Below are 17,912 nucleotides of genomic sequence, written 5' to 3'. Positions count from 1 at the left end.
AGGAGTTTCCGATGTCCTGGCTTGAAAAACTGCTGCCGCCCAAGATCACGCACACCGACCCGGCCGAGCGCCGCAGCGTCCCCGAGGGTCTGTGGATCAAGTGCCCCAGCTGCGAGGCCGTGCTCTACAAGACGGATCTCGAGAAGAATCAGAACGTCTGCCCGCACTGCAGCCACCACCACCGCATCGGCGCTCGCGCACGCCTGAACGCCTTCCTCGACGCAGAAGGTCGCTACGAGCTGGCGCAGGAAGTGCTGCCGGTCGACGCGCTGAAGTTCAAGGACAGCCGCAAGTACCCCGAGCGCCTGAAGGAAGCCCTGGAAACCACGGGCGAGACCGACGCACTCATCGTCATGGGTGGTGCGGTGCAGGGCATCAGCCTGGTCGTCGCCTGCTTCGAGTTCGATTTCATGGGTGGTTCCATGGGTTCGGTGGTCGGTGAGCGTTTCGTGCGCGGCGTCGAAGAGGCCATTGCCCAGAAGGTGCCTTTCGTCTGCTTCACCGCCACCGGCGGCGCGCGCATGCAGGAAGGCCTGCTGTCGCTGATGCAGATGGCCAAGACCAACGCTGCGCTGACCCGCCTGGCCAAGAAGAACCTGCCCTACATCAGCGTGCTGACCGACCCGACCATGGGCGGAGTCTCCGCCGGCTTCGCCTTCGTGGGCGATGTGGTGATCGCCGAGCCCAAGGCCTTGATCGGCTTTGCCGGCCCGCGTGTGATCGAAAACACCGTGCGTGTGAAGCTGCCCGAAGGTTTCCAGCGCGCCGAGTTCCTGCAGACCAAGGGGGCGGTGGACTTCATCTGCGACCGCCGCGAGCTGCGCCGGACCGTGGCCAGCACCCTGGCCATGCTGCAGCGCCAGAGCGCCGACGCGGTGGTGCCGGATTGAGCGAAACGCCGCTGACGCTGAACCAGCTGCCGCTGTTCCCGCTGCAGACCGTTCTGTTTCCCGGCGGCTGGATGCCGCTGCGCATCTTCGAGGTGCGCTACCTGGACATGATCAAGCGCTGCCACGCGGCGGGCGCGCCCTTCGGCGTGGTGTGCCTCAGCGAAGGCAGCGAGGTGCGGCGCGCCGACCCCGCCTCGCCCGACGGCTTTGCGCATGAGGCGTTCCACCAGGTCGGCACCATCGCCCGCATCGAACAGGTCGAGCACCCGCAGGCCGGCCTGATGCTCATCCACTGCCGCGGCCAGCAGCGCTTTCACATCACCGCCAGCCGCCGCCTGCCCCATGGACTGTGGGTGGCCGACGTGCGGCTCGACGAGCCCGAGCGGGTCGTGGCGGTCCCGGAACACCTGCGCAGCACGCGGGACGCTCTGCAACGCGTGCTGGCCAACCTGCGCGAGCGCGAACCCGGATCCATGAACGAGCTGCCGCTGCAGCCGCCCTACCAGTGGGACGACAGCGGCTGGGTCGCCAACCGCTGGGCCGAACTGCTGCCCGCACCGGCCGAACTCAAACAACGGTTGATGGCGCTGGACAACCCGATGCTGCGGCTGGAGCTGATTTCGGATCTGCTGGACAAGCTCGGCGTCGAGCGGTAGTCAGGGGATCAGCGACAGCGCCTGCATGTAGCGCGCGCTGACCATCAGACGGTCCCAGTCCATGGCAGGGCCCTGCGGCAGCAGGGCCTGCCGCCGCTCTTCGCTGGCGGGGTTGGGCACCCAGTCGCCTTGCACCAGCGCCTTGGACAATGCCTCAATCGCTTCGTCAATGGGCGCGCCGCCGTCCACGACGCTCTGGTTGCACAGCAGCACCATGTCGCCCCCCGCACCGAGCGCTGCCAGCGCCGCCTCGGTGAAGCTCACGCCCCGGCCGTCGATGTGGCGCGCGGCTTCCATGCTCAGGTCGTCGCTGAAAATCGCGCCGGTGAACCCCAGGCGGTGCCGCAGCACCTCCTGCAGCCAGCGTGCTGAAAAGCCTGCGGGCCGGCTGTCCACCTTCGGGTAGATCACATGCGCCGGCATCACCGCGTCCAGACTGGCCGACAGCCAGCCGTAGGGCGCCGCGTCGTCGGCCAGGATGGCCTTGAGGCTGCGCCGGTCGACGGGAATGGCCAGGTGCGAATCGGCTTTCACAAAGCCGTGGCCCGGGAAGTGTTTGCCGCAGTTGCCCATGCCACTGGTGCGCAGGCCATGCATCAGCGCCTGTGCCAGCACCGCCACCATCCGAGGGTCGCGGCCGAACGAGCGGTCGCCGATCACCGAACTTTCGCTGTAGTCCAGATCCAGCACCGGCGTGAAGCTCAGGTCGACACCGCAGGCGCGCAGTTCGGCACCGAGCACGTAGCCGGCCGCGGTGGCCGCATTGGTGGCCCGCATCGCGGGACCGCCCTCGCACTCGCCCCGCGCGGGAGCCGAGAGCCACAGCTGTCCGAACGCCGCCATGGGGGGCAGGTGGGTGAATCCGTCTGTGCGGAAACGCTGCACGCGGCCGCCCTCGTGGTCGACAGCGATCAGCAGGTCCTCTCGCACCTCCTTGACCTGGGCGCACAGCGCCGTCAGCTGCTCCCGGCTTTGCCAGTTGCGGCCGAAGAGGATGATTCCGCCGACCAGGGGGTGTGCCAGGCGCTGGCGGTCGGCGTCGGTCAGCTCGAACCCGGCGACGTCGATGATCAACGGGGCGTGTGTGTGCATGTCAGTCTCTCTCCACCACCACGAAGCTCGCGGCGTAGTCGGTCTCGTCGGTCACGGTCACGTGGGCGCGCAGGCCCTGGGCCTCGAACCAGGTTTTCAGCGTGCCATGCAGCACGATCACTGGCTGACCACTGGGCATGTTGAGGATTTCGCAGGCCCGCCAGGTCATGGGCATGCGCATGCCCAGGCCGATGGCCTTGGAGAACGCCTCCTTGGCGGAAAACCGCGTCGCCAGGTAGCGCAGTCCGCGCCCGGGCCAGCGCTCGCTTCGGCGCTGCCAGATCGCCAGTTCCTGCTCGCCCAGCACCTTCCGCACGAAGCGCTCGCCCTGGCGCTCGAAGGTCGCTTCGATGCGCCGGATATCGCAGACGTCGGTGCCGATGCCGAAGATCATCGGAACGCTTCGGCGATGCAGCGGTTGTAGTCGGTCACGGTGGCGGCGTAGCCCAGCTCCAGCGCGTCAGCAATGAGCGCGTGACCGATCGACACCTCGGCCACGCCCGGCACCACCTTGAGAAACGCGGTGAGGTTCTCGCGGTTGAGGTCATGGCCCGCGTTCACACCCAGCCCTGCTTCCAGGGCCGCCTGCGCCGCAGAGCGGTAGCGTTCGAGCTGCTGCCCACGGTCAGGGGTGTGCCAGGCGGCGGCATAGGGCTCGGTGTAGAGCTCCACTCGGTCAGCCCCCACGGCCCGGGCCGCCGCCATCTGTCCGGGCTCCGGGTCCATGAACAGACTCACACGAGCGCCCAGGGCTTGGGCCTGCGCGATCACGGGCCGCAGCCGGTCGGCGTCCTGAGGAAAGCTCCAGCCGTGGTCGCTGGTGAACTGGCCTTCGCTGTCGGGCACGAAGGTCAGCTGGTGCAGCGGCAGGCCACGCGCCCGGACCTCGCGCGCGACATCCATGAGGTTGTGGAACGGATTGCCTTCGATGTTGTATTCGCGGTCCGGCCAGTCCTGCATCAGCTCGGCGAGATCGAACACGTCGTGGCTGCGGATGTGGCGCTCGTCCGGCCGGGGATGCACCGTGATGCCTCGCGCACCGGCTTCGAGGCACAGGGTGGCCGCGCGGGTGACGGACGGAATGCCCAGGTGGCGCGTGTTGCGCACCAGCGCGACCTTGTTGAGATTGACCGACAGCGCGGTCGGGTGGTGAGCAGCGTGAGCCATGGTCAGGAGGATGTGGGGCCGGAAGAAGCAACCGGATCAGGAACCGCTTTCGGCCGGACCAGCGACTGCAGGTCCAGCAACAGCTGGCGGGTCCGGAACACCCGGACGCCACTATGGTAGTGCAGCAGTGCGCGCAACTGAGGCTGCAGGCTCTGCTGGCAGCCAGCGCAGGCGCGCAGGCTGGCGATCAGCGGGTCACGGTCATTCAGCGCGGTCTGCAACAGCAGCCACTGGCTGGCTTCGAGCGAGTGCACATCGTCGCCGTGCGCCACACGCAGTCCGGACTCGGCGCCCAGCACATAGGAAGTCCCCTCCTGCAGAGGCGCCAGCGTGCTGCCTTCGCAAGACAGATCGGGCAGCAGTCCGGTGTCGCGCAACAGCAGCAGCTCGAAGGCGCGCAGGACCAGCTGCTGCGCATCGGACCGCTCGGCCAGCAGCTGCACCGCCAGCGCGTAGTGGTCAAACAGGCCGGGGTGCGGGTCGTCGCGCGCCAGCAGGCGCATCAGCAGCTCGTTGAGATAACTGCCCGAAAGCAGCGCATCGCCGGTGGGCATGACGTGCCCGCCCTGCCACTGTGCCGCCTTGAGCGTGCGCACTTCGGCGTCTCCACCCCAACTCAGGGCCAGCGGCTGCAAGGGCAGCAGCACGGGACGGAACTGCGAAGTCGGCTTCTTGACCCCCTTGGCCACCAGGGCGATGCGTCCGTGGTGGCGGGTGAAGACTTCCAGGATGAGACTGGACTCGCTCCAGTCGTAGCGGTGCAGGACGAATGCGGGTTCTTCAGAAGTCCGGCGCGTGGCCATGACCCGTCACTCGTAACCGAACGACCGGACGCGCGCGTCGTCGTCGGCCCAGCCGGAGCGCACCTTGACCCACAGCTCCAGGAACACCTTGCAGTCCCAGATCTTTTCGAGCTCCTGGCGGGCCTCCGTGCCGATGCGCTTGAGCTTCTCGCCCTTTTCGCCGATCACCATGCCCTTGTGTCCCTCGCGCTCAACCACGATGGTGGCCGCGATGCGCTTGAGCCCGCCCTCTTCCTCGAACTTGTCGATCACCACGGTCGACGTGTAGGGCAGCTCGTCGCCGGTCAGTCGGAACAGCTTCTCGCGCACCATCTCGGCCGCCATGAAGCGCTCGCTGCGGTCGGTCAGCTCCTCGGGATCGTGCATCCAGGCCTGTTGCGGCAGGTACTTGGCACAGATAGCGAACAGGCGATCGACATCCCGGGCGTTCTTGGCCGACATCGGCACGAACTCGGCGAACGGGTGCTTCTCCTGCATGGACTTGAGCCAGGGGGCCAGTTCGCCACGCCTGTGCACCAGATCGAACTTGTTGGCCAGCAACACCACAGGCACGTTCGAGGGCAGCAGTTCCATCACCTTAGCGTCCGCCGGATGGAAGTGCCCCGCCTCGACAACAAACAGGATCAGGTCGACATCGGTCACCGCGCCGAGCACGGTCTTGTTGAGCGCACGGTTCAGCGCGTTGCCGTGCCGCGTCTGGAAGCCAGGTGTGTCGACGAACACGAACTGGTTCGGACCCACGGTGCGGTAACCCGTGATGCGGTGGCGCGTGGTCTGCGCCTTGCGCGAAGTGATGCTGATCTTCTGTCCCACCAGCGCATTGAGCAGCGTGGACTTGCCCACGTTGGGCTTGCCGACGATGGCCACATAGCCACAGTGCTGCTGCTCCGGCGCCACAGGTTCGTGCTCCTGTGCCGGGTCGGCGACGGCCTCTGCTGGCGTCTTGCGCAAGGCCTTGGCCAACATGGCCTCGAGCGATGCGTCGGTGGGAACAGGGGCCGCAGGGGCACTGGAGGGAGGACGGGAGGATTTGCTCATGAATGGATCCGGACAGAAACCGGCCAAGCGCCGAGATCGTCAGCCGCCCGCCTTGGTGGGTGCGGGCTCGGCGGCCCGCAAAAACGTCAGCATCGCAGCCGCTGCCGCCTGCTCTCCAGCCCGCCGCGACGCACCGATGCCGCGCTCGCTGCGACCGGCCTCCGGGACCGTGCACTCGACGTCGAAGGTCTGTCGATGCGCCTCACCCATGGTAGCCACCACCCGGTACTGAGGCAGTTGCATCTTGCGCGCCTGCAACCACTCCTGCAAATCGGTTTTGGGATCCTTGCCCATGGCCCCCATCTGGGCACTGAGCTCGATATCACCATACAGGCGCCGCACCAGCAGCGACGCAGTCTCGAAACCGGCGTCCAGATACACCGCCCCGATCAAGGCCTCCAGGGCGTCCGCGAGAATGGAGGGGCGCTTGTGTCCTCCGGACCGCTTTTCGCCGTCACCCAGCCGCAAACAGGCCGAAAGACCCAGGCGTGTCGCGATCTGATGCAACGTGTCCTGCTTGACCAGGTTGGCCCGCACACGTGAGAGATCACCCTCTGGCAACTGACTGAGTTTTTCGAACAGCAGACCAGACACAGCCAGACTCAGCACCGAATCGCCCAGAAACTCCAGCCGCTCGTTGTGATCCGCCGAAAAGCTGCGGTGCGTCAACGCGCGTTCAATCAGGCGCGGACTGGAAAACACATGTCCCAGGCGTTTTTGCAACGCCGTCAATTCCTGGCTCAAAGGCGTGCGCCCCCGGCCGGACAGCCACCCAGTGTCATTGAGAGGATCCGTTGTACTTCATCACCAGGTAGGCAGGACCCGCCAGCGGAATTTCACGAACATAGTCGAACGACACCACCACTTTGTCACCCTGCTTGCCGATCTCCAGATCCTTGCCAGAGATGCTGCTGATGTCATCAATCTGGGCGGCCTTGTCGAACAGGGAACGCACCTCGGCAACGGTCGATCCGTCCGCAGCCTTCTTCACGGCCTTCTGCACCGCCAGATATTCGATGTAGGTGGGCACCACCTGGGCGACCACCACACCAGCGAAGGCCAGCAAAATGCCCACGAACAACAACCCGAAAAACGTCAGGCCGCGTTGCCGCTGTTTCTGCTTCATCACCCCACCTCCAGTAGTTGCGTGTCTTACTCGAACGAACCGATCCGCCCGAAATCGCCAAAATTCATCCAGACAAAGAAGGCCTTGCCCACAATGTTGGACTCTGGGACAAAACCCCAGAAACGCGAATCGAGCGAGTTGTCCCGATTGTCACCCATCATGAAATAGTGCCCAGGGGGTACTTTGCACACGACGCCTTCGGCCGGATAGCGACAATTTTCACGGAACGCAAAATCCGTGATGGGCGACACGAACGGCGGCCGCATGTCGTCGTTGAGGGTGTTGTAGCGTCGACCACCCAGCTCCTCACCGAACTGTTTGGTATAGCGCATCTGCTCGCCATCAAAATAGTCGGGCTGGTTGATGCGGGGCACGGGCTGGCCGTTGACCGTGAGGCGCTTGTTCAGATAGGCCACCTCGTCGCCTGGCACGCCAATCACCCGCTTGATGTAGTCCAGGCTCGGTTGCGGGGGATAGCGAAACACCATGACGTCCCCACGCTGCGGTTCGTTGTTGGCAATCACCTTGGTGTTGATCACCGGCAGCCGCACGCCGTAGTGAAACTTGTTCACCAGAATCAAGTCCCCGACCTGAAGTGTCGGAATCATCGAGCCCGACGGGATCTTGAACGGTTCGAACAGAAAGCTCCGCAGCACAAACACCGCCAGGATCACCGGGAACAGGCCGGCGGTCCAGTCCAGCCACCAGGGTTGCGCCAGCAGCTTGTGGCGCGCCATCGACAAATCTTCGTCCGAGGACTGTGCAAAACCTTGGCGAGCCAGTTCAGCCGCACGTTCGTTGCGCGTCGACACCAGCCGCTCGGCGTCTCGCCTACGCTTCGGGAAGAAATAGAACTTTTCGGCCAGCCAGTAAACACCCGTGACCGCCGTGGCCAGAAAAAGCAGCAGCGCAAAGTTCCCCTCGATGGCGCCAAAGAAAAACGCCGCCGCGTAGGCCCCGAAAGCCGCCAGGATCACCGCGGTGATCGAGCCCATGGTCTGTTGCATCACTCCTCCACCTGCAGGATGGCCAGAAAAGCCTCCTGGGGCACTTCGACCGAGCCGATCTGTTTCATGCGTTTCTTGCCTGCCTTCTGCTTTTCGAGGAGCTTGCGTTTGCGGGTGATGTCACCGCCGTAGCATTTTGCCAGCACGTTCTTGCGCAGCGCCTTGATGGTCTCGCGTGCGATCACGTTGCCACCAATGGCCGCCTGGATCGCCACGTCGAACTGCTGGCGGCTGATGATCTCGCGCATCTTGGCCGCCACGGCCCGGCCGCGGTACTGGGACTGGGAGCGGTGCACAATGATGGACAGCGCGTCCACCTTCTCGCCGTTGAGCAGGATGTCGACCTTCACCACGTCGGACGGCCGGTATTCCTTGAACTCGTAGTCCATCGACGCATAGCCGCGGCTGACCGACTTGAGCTTGTCGAAGAAGTCCAGCACGATCTCGCCCAGCGGCATGTCGTAGGTCAGCATGACCTGCTTGCCGTGGTAGGCCATGTTCAGCTGCACCCCGCGCTTCTGGTTGGCCAGCGTCATGACCGCACCCACGTATTCCTGCGGCATGTACAGGTGCACCGTCACGATGGGCTCGCGGATCTCTTCGATGCGGCCCTGGTCCGGCATCTTGGATGGGTTCTCCACCATGATGACCTCGCCGTCGGGCTTCACCACCTGGTAGACCACGCTGGGCGCGGTGGTGATCAGGTCCTGGTCGAACTCACGTTCCAGGCGTTCCTGCACGATCTCCATGTGCAGCAGCCCCAGGAAGCCACAGCGGAAACCAAAGCCCAGTGCCTGCGACACCTCGGGTTCGTAGTGCAGCGCGGCGTCGTTGAGCTTGAGCTTTTCGAGCGCGTCGCGCAGCGCGTCGTACTCGCTGGCCTCGGTCGGGTACAGGCCGGCAAACACCTGCGGCTGCACCTCCTTGAAACCGGGCAACGCTTCCTCGGCAGGGCCGAGGTTGTTGGGCAGCTTCTTTTCCAGCGTAATGGTGTCGCCCACCTTGGCGGCCTGCAGCTCCTTGATACCGGCAATGATGTAGCCCACCTCGCCCGCCTCCAGCGACTCGCGCGGCTGGTTGGCCGGCGTGAACACCCCCAGGTTGTCGGCGTTGTAGGCAGCGTTGGTCGCCATCATCTTGAAGCGCTCGCCCTTGCGCAGACGGCCATCGACCACGCGCACCAGCATCACCACACCCACATAGGTGTCGAACCAGCTGTCCACGATCATGGCGCGCAGTGGCGCATCGGGATTGCCCCTGGGGTGCGGGATACGCGCGACCACCGCTTCCAGAATGTCCTCCACACCCATGCCTGTTTTGGCCGAGCAGGGAATGGCGTCGGTCGCATCAATGCCAATGACGTCCTCGATCTCCGCCTTTGCGTTGTCCGGATCGGCGTTGGGCAGATCCATCTTGTTGAGCACCGGTACCACCTCTACGCCCAGGTCGAGCGCGGTGTAGCAGTTGGCCACGGTCTGCGCCTCCACTCCTTGGCTGGCGTCCACCACCAGCAGCGCGCCTTCGCACGCCGACAGCGAGCGTGACACTTCATAAGAGAAGTCCACGTGGCCGGGTGTGTCGATCAGGTTGAGGTTGTAGACCTTGCCGTCGCGCGCCTTGTACTGCAACGCTGCGGTCTGCGCCTTGATGGTGATGCCGCGCTCTTTCTCGATGTCCATGGAGTCGAGCACCTGTTCGCTCATCTCGCGGTCGGACAGACCGCCACAGCGGGAGATGATGCGGTCGGCCAGCGTGGACTTGCCATGGTCGATGTGCGCGATGATCGAAAAATTGCGGATGTGGTGCATCGGAAAAACAGCCAGAAACCAGGCCCCGCCACTCTCTGGAAGGCCATAAAAAAGGGCGCGTCAACTGGTGACGCGCCCGTAACCAACAATCAATGGCAACTGCGATAGTTGGGATTTCATTGTAGGCAAAAAGCCCCGGCTGCACAGCCCGAAACCACCCTCTACCGCCTGTTGCAACGCAGCAACGGGAAACTTATTCACAGGTCGTCCACAAAAAAATGAACATGTTGTGCGCCACCTGTGGAGCAAGCGAGAACAACTTGAGGGCGCTCTCACATCGTGAACGCTGAACATTGTTCGACACTGCAATCAAGGTCTTGGAGCCCCGATTTTATCGAAATCAGTCAACTTGCACCCCAAGATTGTGAGTGTTCACAAACTTTCGATTCAAACGGAAGACCAAAATCGATAGCGGGCACCCTGTGGCAAAACAACCAACTCCCGGAACAAGCCCTTAAACCCAAGCGGGATCAAGGGTTTATTCGGGGCAGCTCAGAGGATTTCGAGCTTTGCGCTGGCTCAGCGCTGAGGCCGGATCACCGCATACTGGGCCCACTCACCGCGCCGGAAAAGCACATTCACGGGCTTGGACTTGTCCAGCTTCGCCAGCACCGCCTCCAGTTCCTTCACGCTGCCCACTTCGGTGTTCGCGACCGCCACAATCACGTCGCCCTCCTTGAGCCCGGCACGCGCCGCCACCCCTTCCGCCGTCTCGACACGCACCCCCGACTTGATGTTCAGTTCTTTTTTCTCTGCAGCATTGAGATCACCCACGGTCAGCCCCAAAGAGGGCAGGCTGCTCGAAGCGGGCGGCTTGGCCTCCGGTGCTGCAGCCTTCCGGTCGCTGCGCTCAGGCTCCAGCTCGGCCACCGTGATACTCAGATCGCGTTGGGCGCCGCGCCGGAACACCGTCATCGAACTGCGATTGCCCGGCTTTGTATTGCCGACGATGCGCGGCAGGTCGACCGACCGTTCGATCTCCCGGCCATCAAATTTCAGGATCACGTCACCCGGTTCGAGTCCGGCCTTGGCGGCAGGTGAGTTCGCTTCCACCGCGTTCACCAGAGCACCACGAGCCTGCCCCAGACCGATGGATTCGGCCACCTCTTTGCTCACCTGACCGATTTGCACACCGATGCGACCTCGGGTCACACGACCACTGGAACGCAACTGATCGGAGACCCGGACGGCCTCATCAATGGGGATGGCAAAGGAGATGCCCTGAAACCCACCCGAGCGGGAATAGATCTGGCTGTTGATGCCTACCACCTCACCGCGCATGTTGATCAGAGGCCCTCCCGAGTTGCCCGGGTTGATGGCGACATCGGTCTGGATGAACGGAAGGAAATCCCCGGTGTCACGCTTCTTCGCACTCACGATGCCAGCGGTCACCGTGTTCTCAAGACCGAAAGGAGAGCCGATGGCCATCACCCATTCGCCGACCTTGAGCCGGTTCACATCACCGATGCGGACAGCGGGCAGCCCGCTGGCGTCGATCTTCACCACAGCCACGTCGGTTCGCTTGTCGGCGCCCACCAGCTTGGCCTTGAACTCGCGTTTGTCGGGAAGGGTGACCACCAGTTCGTCGGCGCCATCGACCACATGCGCGTTGGTCATGATGAGGCCATCGGAACTGAGAATGAACCCGGAGCCCACCCCGCGGGGCTGGGCCTCTTCACCGGATCCGCCGCGTTCCTGGCGTGGACCGCGCGGCACAGCACCGGGAGGAACCGGTATGCCGAAACGACGGAAGAACTCAAGCATCTGTTCGTCGGTGCTGCTTCCCCCATCGGCGTTGGCGCGCTCCAGCGTCCGGATGTTGACCACGGACGGCCCCACCTGATCAACAAGATCTGTGAAATCCGGCAGCCCGCGCATCTGCTGCGCATGGGCGGGGGCAGGCAATGCAGACGCCCCGACCATGACCAGCCCGATCAGTGAGGCACTCAGCAGCAACGACATCGCTCGACGGGAACGGAGGACGGTCATATTCATGTTCATCCTTGCGGTGAGAGAGTTTTTGCAGACACAGGAATCACCCGACAGCCACACCATGGTGGCTGAGTCTCAGGTTTCAACGGGCGCGTTCAAGAACAGAAGCAAACCGCATGAGCGTGGCCGGGGGCACCTCACCGAGCGCAGTCAGCCAATAGGCACCAATGCGTCTGGTGAGGGAGTGGGTCGCGCCGGTCACGGCCGACTTCTCCGCTCCATGGCGCTGCGGATCAAACGGCTCAACAAACAGCGAGACCGAAGCCAGACCGTCCGAAAACACCCACTGCATGGGAGACGCCCCGGATGCGCCGGTGTCGTCTTCCCTGGTGTGGCAGCTCATGGACTGGAAACCGGGAACGGGTTCCTTCAATCGCCAGCCCTCCGCCTCAGGCGTGGTCTTGCGCAGGGTCTGACGGTGCACTTCATAGCCCTTGGTGTCACCCATGAGCCGTTTGAGCTTGTCCATCCGGACCGGCGCATCCAGCTGCAACTCGGAAAACGCCACCTGTTCCAGCACCGAGCCCTGCTCCCCCAGGGTCTGCAGCTTCACCACCAGGCCCGTCTTCTTTTCCGACCAGATGCGATAGCCGAAACGCAGTGCATCGCGTGGGGCGATCTGCACCACGTCGGCCAGATGACCCGCAACCCTTTCAACGCCCGATTCGCTCACACTGTAAAAGTCAGGAATGGCATTGCTGGGTGTGCGCAGCAGCTCTGGAAACACGCCCAGCGACTCGCGCTTGTCCACCCAGGCCACCTTGTGATCCGGCGCAAAGGTGATCACGTCGTTGTTGTGGCGAATGGTCGAGCGTGGCGCACCCGTCAGCGTCTCCACGCGCTCCATCTGTTGCGTGCCATCGCAGACATGCCAGATGCGCGAGGCAGACATCGCCGATCCAGCCGATACGACCAGGGTCCCCGTGTAGGCGCGCTGCCGGGAGGCCTCATGCATGCGCGTGAGCCACTCGGTGATGGACCGAGAGGACGGCGACGTTACAGGCGCGGGCTGTGCAAAGGACGACTGCCACAACCCCAAAGCCAGCAGACCCACCGCAGGCCAGCGGGTCCAGGCCTTGCGCGCCGACGACATGCCCAACGAAGCAGCACTTCCCATGTCGGCCTCAGCGCTGCGGAGCAGCATCGTAGGTTGCGTTGCGAAGGAATCCGGCGGGAGCCTGAAGCGCAGACATCCCGCCAAACTGGCGGTGCTCGGACAGCAACTGTTCCAGCCGGGCATCGCGCAGCACCTGACCCTGCGCAGTCTGCACAACCACCGGTTGAATTGTCGACGCGGACTCGGACATCGGGGTGGCGCTGGCCATCTGGGGACCGGCCAACTGACCGTCCTGCCCCCCTGTTCCGATGGTCCAGGTCACGGCGACGACGGCGGCAAGCGAAGCGAGGCCCGCCACCAGCTTCCAGCGAAACACCGCATCATTGGCCGCCACGGGCCGGCCTACTCCAGCCTGTCGCACCACAGGCTGAGGCAGCGCCAAAGGTTCATCGCGCAAACGGGCCATGACCGCCCCGGCAAACGCCGCCCCGCCGACCGAGCCCTGCACGGGTCGCCCACGCAGAGCGTCGCCAATCAGCTCGTAGGTATGCCCATCGGACAGTAGGGCTGCCATCTCCTCGGAGCCAGGCGCGAGCAGCAAATCCAAGTCGTCTGTGCGCACCTCTCCGTCCAGCAGTGCGGAGAGCGCCTCGCGGCTGCGCTCCCGGACAAGCATCTGTCCTGAATCTGTGGTTTCATGGATTGGGACGGCATTCATGTTCGACATCCGATACGGTGTTCCGGCATCAACAAATCAATCTCACCAGCGTTTGCCGGATTGACGCTCCAGCATGGGCTTGATTCGGGAAGAGATCGCTTCGCGGGCTCGGAAGATCCGGGAACGCACCGTTCCGATCGGACAATCGAGCGCCAGGGCAATCTCTTCATAACTCAACCCTTCGATTTCACGCAAAGTGATGGCCATGCGCAACTCGTCTGGCAATGCGTCCATCACCGCGTTCACTGCTTGGGCAATCTCTTTGCTGGCCAACACCGCCTCAGGGGTCTCGGTGTCGGCCACGCTGCTGTTTAGTTCGCGTTCCGCCGAAGAAGTTTCGTCTTCGTCCCCGGAATTGAGCTGGGACTGGAATACCAGCGGGTCCCGCTTGAGTTCCAGCAGCTGTTTCTTGGCGGTATTGACGGCAATCCGGTAGAGCCAGGTGTAGAACTGGGCATCCCCACGGAACTGGGCCAGCGCCCGGTAGGCACGGATGAACGTCTCCTGAGCGATGTCCTGAACGAGATCGCTGTCGCGGACCATGCGCCCGATCAGGCGTTCCACACGGCGCTGGTATTTGATGACCAAGAGCTCATAAGCCCGCATTTCCCCGGCCAGTGTGCGCTGGACCAGCATGGCATCGCTGTCGGGAGAGGGTGGGGCTGAGTGGTCGTCGGAAGAAGTCATGCAGAGGGTGTGAGGGCCGCGGAAATATACCCCAAAGGTTCGAGCCGACGCTCGCCGTCAGGCATGGGCCAGGAGCGCCCGCCGGAGATCCAGCCATCGGGACGGCTCCGCCAACCGCTCCACCCAGATCCAGGTGCGCGCACCGTCGGGATTGTGCAGGCGTAGCAACATGGCCCGTTGCAGGTCATACACGCGCTCTACCCTTTTCAGCTCCACACCTTCCCGATACGCCTCACTGGCCCAAGACCAGACACCCGACGAGCCCTGAGGAGCCTCGGGCCGCATCCGATCCGACTGCCATGCGAGCTTTCCTCGCGGCATCCGCCGCCAAGCCCACATCGACCCCAACAGCCACACGCACCAGACCACGCCACAGAACACGGCCGTCCGCCATGATCCGTAGAGGAAGCTCATGAGCACGCCCAGCAAGCCCGATACGCCGGCACCCCACATCAGACGGGCGTAAAAAGACGAACGCCCCACCGGGTACGTGACCGATGGGGCGTTGCGCATGTTCGGGAAGGACCGCGTCCGAACAGAGTTCGTCAGACGCGCTTGAACACCAGGGTGCCGTTGGTACCGCCGAAGCCGAAGTTGTTCTTCACCGCGACATCAATCTTCATGTCCCGCGCAGTATTGGCGCAGTAGTCGAGATCGCACTCGGGATCCTGATTGAAGATGTTGATGGTCGGAGGGCTCTTCTGATGATGCAACGCCAGCACCGTGAACACGCTTTCAATGCCGCCAGCCCCGCCCAGCAAATGACCCGTCATGGACTTGGTCGAGTTCACGACGATCTTGCTGGCATGGTCACCGAGCGCCGCCTTGATAGCATTGCTCTCATTCACATCGCCCAGCGGCGTCGAGGTTCCGTGGGCATTCAGGTAGTCCACCTGGTCGGCATTGATACCCGCATTGCGCAGGGCATTGACCATGGCGCGGCGGGGCCCATCCATGTTCGGCGCTGTCATGTGGCCAGCATCGGCGCTCATGCCATACCCGATCACTTCGGCGTATATCTTGGCGCCGCGGGCTTTGGCATGCTCGTATTCTTCGAGCACCATCACGCCGGCACCCTCTCCAAGCACGAATCCGTCGCGGTCCTTGTCCCAGGGTCGTGAGGCCGTTTTGGGATCGTCGTTGCGGGTGGAAAGCGCCCGCATGGCGGCGAAGCCACCCACACCCAGAGGAGAGACCGTGGCTTCGGAGCCACCAGCGACGATCACATCGGCATCCCCGTACTCGATCTTCCGAGCCCCTTCACCGATGCAGTGCAGACCAGTGGTGCAGGCCGTGACCACAGCCAGGTTCGGCCCCTTGAACCCAAAGCGCATCGAGACATGTCCAGAGATCATGTTGATGATCGATGCGGGGACAAAGAACGGCGAGATCCGCCGTGCGCCACGGTTGACATACTCGGCGTGGGTTTCTTCGATCAGCGGAAGCCCGCCGATACCGGACCCGACGATGCAGCCGATGCGCGTGGCCAGTTCGTCATCCAGCGCCTCGCCCGTAGGCAGGCCCGAGTCGACCACGGCCTGGTGGGCTGCGGCGATTCCGTAATGGATGAAGGTGTCCATCGACCGCGCCTCTTTGGCACTGATGTAGGACTCCAGATCAAACCCCTTGACCTCACCAGCGATCTTGCAGGACATGCCCGAGGCATCGAACTTGGTGATCAGGTCAATGCCGGACTGTCCGGCGACAAGGTTGGCCCAGGCTTCTGGCACCGTGTTACCCACGGGCGAGACACAACCCAGGCCGGTCACGACAACGCGACGACGGCTCATGGGTGCATCAGGCCTTCTGGTGCGACATCGCGTAGTCGATGGCGTTCTTCACCGTGGTGATCTTCTCGGCGTCTTCGTCGGGGATCTCGATACCGAATTCGTCTTCCAGGGCCATCACCAGTTCCACCGTGTCCAGGGAGTCGGCGCCCAGGTCGGCCACAAAAGCCTTCTCAGGGGTCACTTGCCCTTCTTCCACGCCGAGTTGCTCGGCAATGATTTTCTTCACACGTGCTTCGATATCGCTCATAAGTCCCTCTGAGGGTGGTTGGATGACAAACCGCCATTTTAGCCGGGCTAGGAAGTAGCCCCTAGGTGGCCCGCCGGACGGCTCCGCGGCGGTAAGAGTGGATCAGGCCATGAACATGCCACCGTTGACGTGCAGTTCCTGCCCCGTCACGTAGCCAGCCTGCGGGCTGGCCAAGTAGGCCACTGCATGCGCGATGTCAGAAGGTTTGCCCAGATGCCCCAAGGGAATCTGGCCCAGCAGGGCCTTTTGCTGTTCTTCGGGCAGCGAGGCCGTCATGTCGGTCTCAATAAAGCCAGGCGCCACACAGTTGACCGTGATGTTGCGGCTGCCGAGTTCGCGCGCCAACGCGCGGGTCATGCCCGCAACGCCAGCCTTCGCAGCGGCGTAGTTCGCCTGGCCAGGGTTGCCAGAGGCGCCGACCACACTGGTGATGCTGATGATGCGCCCATAGCGCTGCTTCATCATGGGTCGGATCACCGCCCGGCTCATACGGAATACTGCCTTGAGGTTGGTGTCGAGCACCGCATCCCAGTCCTCATCTTTGAGGCGCATGGCAAGCATGTCGCGCGTGATGCCGGCGTTGTTGACCAGCACGTGCAGGGCGCCATGGGCTTTGGTCATTTCGTCGATCAAGGCCTCGGCGGCAGCGCCATCGTTCACGTCAAGCTTCACCCCCCGGCAGCCCTGAGCCGCTCCAGGCACCGCCTTCAGCGCATTCGAGATCTTGGCTGCCCCCTCATCGGAAGTGGCCGTGCCGACGACGACCAGCCCCTTCGACACCAGTTCGGCCGCGATGGACGCGCCAATGCCACGGGAAGCACCGGTCACCAGGGCCACTTGGCCCGCAAATTTCACTTCGGACATACCAGTCTCTCCCTTCAGGCCAGCAGGTTTTTCACTTCGGCCAGTGTGGCCGGGTCGTAGAGCGCCGCACCGGTCAGCTCGTCGTCGATGCGCTTGGTCATGCCAGCCAGCACCTTGCCAGGGCCGCATTCGACCAGCGTGGTGATGCCACGTGCTTTGATTGCACGCACGCACTCCACCCATCGAACCGGACCAAACGCCTGGCGAAACAGTGCATCGCGGATGCCGTCCACATCGGACTCCACCGACACATCAATGTTGTTGAGCACCGGAATCCGGGGTGCCGCCAGTGGCGTGGTCGCGAGCTTCTCGCGCAGCTTGTAGGCCGCAGGTTTCATCAGGCTGGAATGGAACGGCGCCGACACTGGCAACGGCAGGGCCCGCTTGGCGCCGTTGGCCTTGAGCACCTCGCAAGCCTTCTCAACCGCAGCCTTGCTGCCAGCGATCACGGTCTGAGCCGGGTCGTTGAAATTGACCGCCTCCACGACCTCGCCACTGCCCGGGGGGAAGAAAGCCTGCGCCTCGGCGCAACCCGCGATCACCTTGTCCGAGTCCATGCCCAGGATGGCGGCCATGGCCCCAGTTCCGACCGGCACCGCTTCCTGCATGGCCGCCGCACGAAAACGCACCAGCGGCGCCGCTTGCGCCAGAGTCAGCACGCCAGACGCCACCAGGGCGCTGTATTCACCCAGCGAATGCCCAGCCACCACGGACGGAGCTGCCCCGCCTTCGGCGCACCAGACACGCCAGGCAGCGACACCTGCCACCAGCATCACGGGCTGGGTGTTGGTGGTCAGCGCCAGCGCCTCCTTGGGGCCTTCCTTGATCAGTAGGCCAACGTCTTCACCCAGGGCATCGGAAGCCTCCTGGACGGCCAGGGCCACCTCCGGATGGTCGCCCCAGGCGTCGAGCATGCCGACTGACTGAGAACCTTGGCCGGGAAAGACGAATGCAAATTCGGTCATGGACG

General features: G+C 63.7%; 20 protein-coding genes. 2 read left to right on the top strand and 18 right to left on the bottom strand.

Translation table 11 applies throughout. The features are described 5' to 3' along the window. The first annotated feature begins 11 nt into the window (after window positions 1–11). On the top strand, window positions 12–890 hold the full coding sequence (gene accD / locus DD542_RS09665) for an acetyl-CoA carboxylase, carboxyltransferase subunit beta (protein ID WP_079365457.1): 879 nt from the start codon (window positions 12–14) through the stop codon (window positions 888–890). After that, window positions 887–1,546, top strand: a complete 660-nt coding sequence (locus DD542_RS09660; RefSeq protein WP_079365458.1) for an LON peptidase substrate-binding domain-containing protein — start codon at window positions 887–889, stop codon at window positions 1,544–1,546. Before accD ends, DD542_RS09660 begins: the two co-directional genes overlap by 4 nt. Here the strand turns inward: DD542_RS09660 and nagZ are convergent, their stop codons facing one another. The 18 genes from nagZ to fabD all read right to left on the bottom strand — a co-directional run bounded on the left by nagZ (window position 1,547) and on the right by fabD (window position 17,907). Further along, window positions 1,547–2,638, bottom strand: coding sequence for a beta-N-acetylhexosaminidase (nagZ, locus tag DD542_RS09655; RefSeq protein ID WP_127805371.1), 1,092 nt, complete (start codon window positions 2,636–2,638; stop codon window positions 1,547–1,549). A 1-nt stretch (window position 2,639) separates the two neighbouring features. After that, window positions 2,640–3,032 carry a holo-ACP synthase gene (acpS, locus tag DD542_RS09650; protein WP_066157797.1) on the bottom strand — a complete coding sequence of 131 codons (393 nt, stop codon included), beginning with the start codon at window positions 3,030–3,032 and terminating at the stop codon, window positions 2,640–2,642. After that, on the bottom strand, window positions 3,029–3,805 hold the full coding sequence (locus DD542_RS09645) for a pyridoxine 5'-phosphate synthase (RefSeq protein WP_206610789.1): 777 nt from the start codon (window positions 3,803–3,805) through the stop codon (window positions 3,029–3,031). The genes acpS and DD542_RS09645 overlap by 4 nt, the downstream gene beginning before the upstream one ends. Window positions 3,806–3,807: 2 nt before the next feature. Continuing rightward, entirely contained in the window at window positions 3,808–4,608 is an 801-nt protein-coding gene (recO, locus tag DD542_RS09640) for a DNA repair protein RecO (protein WP_066157790.1), read from the bottom strand. Window positions 4,609–4,614: 6 nt separating this feature from the next. Continuing rightward, the gene (gene era / locus DD542_RS09635) at window positions 4,615–5,646 is read right to left on the bottom strand and encodes a GTPase Era (RefSeq protein WP_079365462.1); all 1,032 of its coding nucleotides are present in this window, start codon (window positions 5,644–5,646) and stop codon (window positions 4,615–4,617) included. Window positions 5,647–5,685: 39 nt separating this feature from the next. After that, entirely contained in the window at window positions 5,686–6,390 is a 705-nt protein-coding gene (gene rnc, locus DD542_RS09630; RefSeq protein ID WP_066157787.1) for a ribonuclease III, read from the bottom strand. A 34-nt stretch (window positions 6,391–6,424) separates the two neighbouring features. Then, a complete protein-coding gene (locus DD542_RS09625) occupies window positions 6,425–6,772 on the bottom strand; it encodes a DUF4845 domain-containing protein (RefSeq protein ID WP_066157784.1) in 348 nt (115 codons plus the stop codon). A gap of 26 nt (window positions 6,773–6,798) precedes the next feature. Further along, on the bottom strand, window positions 6,799–7,767 hold the full coding sequence (lepB, locus tag DD542_RS09620; protein ID WP_127807348.1) for a signal peptidase I: 969 nt from the start codon (window positions 7,765–7,767) through the stop codon (window positions 6,799–6,801). A gap of 11 nt (window positions 7,768–7,778) precedes the next feature. Then, on the bottom strand, window positions 7,779–9,587 hold the full coding sequence (gene lepA / locus DD542_RS09615; RefSeq protein ID WP_127805367.1) for a translation elongation factor 4: 1,809 nt from the start codon (window positions 9,585–9,587) through the stop codon (window positions 7,779–7,781). Window positions 9,588–10,106: 519 nt separating this feature from the next. Beyond that, the gene (locus DD542_RS09610; protein WP_241559788.1) at window positions 10,107–11,510 is read right to left on the bottom strand and encodes a DegQ family serine endoprotease; all 1,404 of its coding nucleotides are present in this window, start codon (window positions 11,508–11,510) and stop codon (window positions 10,107–10,109) included. Window positions 11,511–11,661: 151 nt separating this feature from the next. Beyond that, window positions 11,662–12,633 (bottom strand): MucB/RseB C-terminal domain-containing protein, encoded by a 972-nt coding sequence (locus tag DD542_RS09605; protein ID WP_241559737.1) that lies wholly within the window; start codon window positions 12,631–12,633, stop codon window positions 11,662–11,664. A 70-nt stretch (window positions 12,634–12,703) separates the two neighbouring features. Next, a complete protein-coding gene (locus DD542_RS09600; protein WP_241559736.1) occupies window positions 12,704–13,354 on the bottom strand; it encodes a sigma-E factor negative regulatory protein in 651 nt (216 codons plus the stop codon). A gap of 42 nt (window positions 13,355–13,396) precedes the next feature. Beyond that, the gene (rpoE, locus tag DD542_RS09595; protein ID WP_066153370.1) at window positions 13,397–14,041 is read right to left on the bottom strand and encodes an RNA polymerase sigma factor RpoE; all 645 of its coding nucleotides are present in this window, start codon (window positions 14,039–14,041) and stop codon (window positions 13,397–13,399) included. A gap of 57 nt (window positions 14,042–14,098) precedes the next feature. Continuing rightward, the gene (locus tag DD542_RS09590) at window positions 14,099–14,554 is read right to left on the bottom strand and encodes a hypothetical protein (RefSeq protein WP_127805363.1); all 456 of its coding nucleotides are present in this window, start codon (window positions 14,552–14,554) and stop codon (window positions 14,099–14,101) included. Between the two features lie 32 nt (window positions 14,555–14,586). Then, window positions 14,587–15,831: a beta-ketoacyl-ACP synthase II gene (gene fabF, locus DD542_RS09585; RefSeq protein WP_066153365.1), complete on the bottom strand. Its 1,245-nt coding sequence runs from the start codon at window positions 15,829–15,831 to the stop codon at window positions 14,587–14,589. 7 nt (window positions 15,832–15,838) lie between these two features. After that, a complete protein-coding gene (acpP, locus tag DD542_RS09580; RefSeq protein ID WP_066153362.1) occupies window positions 15,839–16,078 on the bottom strand; it encodes an acyl carrier protein in 240 nt (79 codons plus the stop codon). Between the two features lie 102 nt (window positions 16,079–16,180). After that, window positions 16,181–16,942 (bottom strand): 3-oxoacyl-ACP reductase FabG, encoded by a 762-nt coding sequence (gene fabG / locus DD542_RS09575; protein WP_127805361.1) that lies wholly within the window; start codon window positions 16,940–16,942, stop codon window positions 16,181–16,183. 14 nt (window positions 16,943–16,956) lie between these two features. Beyond that, the gene (fabD, locus tag DD542_RS09570; RefSeq protein WP_127805359.1) at window positions 16,957–17,907 is read right to left on the bottom strand and encodes an ACP S-malonyltransferase; all 951 of its coding nucleotides are present in this window, start codon (window positions 17,905–17,907) and stop codon (window positions 16,957–16,959) included. Window positions 17,908–17,912: the final 5 nt, after the last annotated feature.

The organism is Hydrogenophaga sp. NH-16, from assembly GCF_004006415.1.
Lineage (GTDB): Bacteria > Pseudomonadota > Gammaproteobacteria > Burkholderiales > Burkholderiaceae_C > Hydrogenophaga > Hydrogenophaga pseudoflava.
This window is presented reverse-complemented; position numbering and strand designations above follow the sequence as displayed.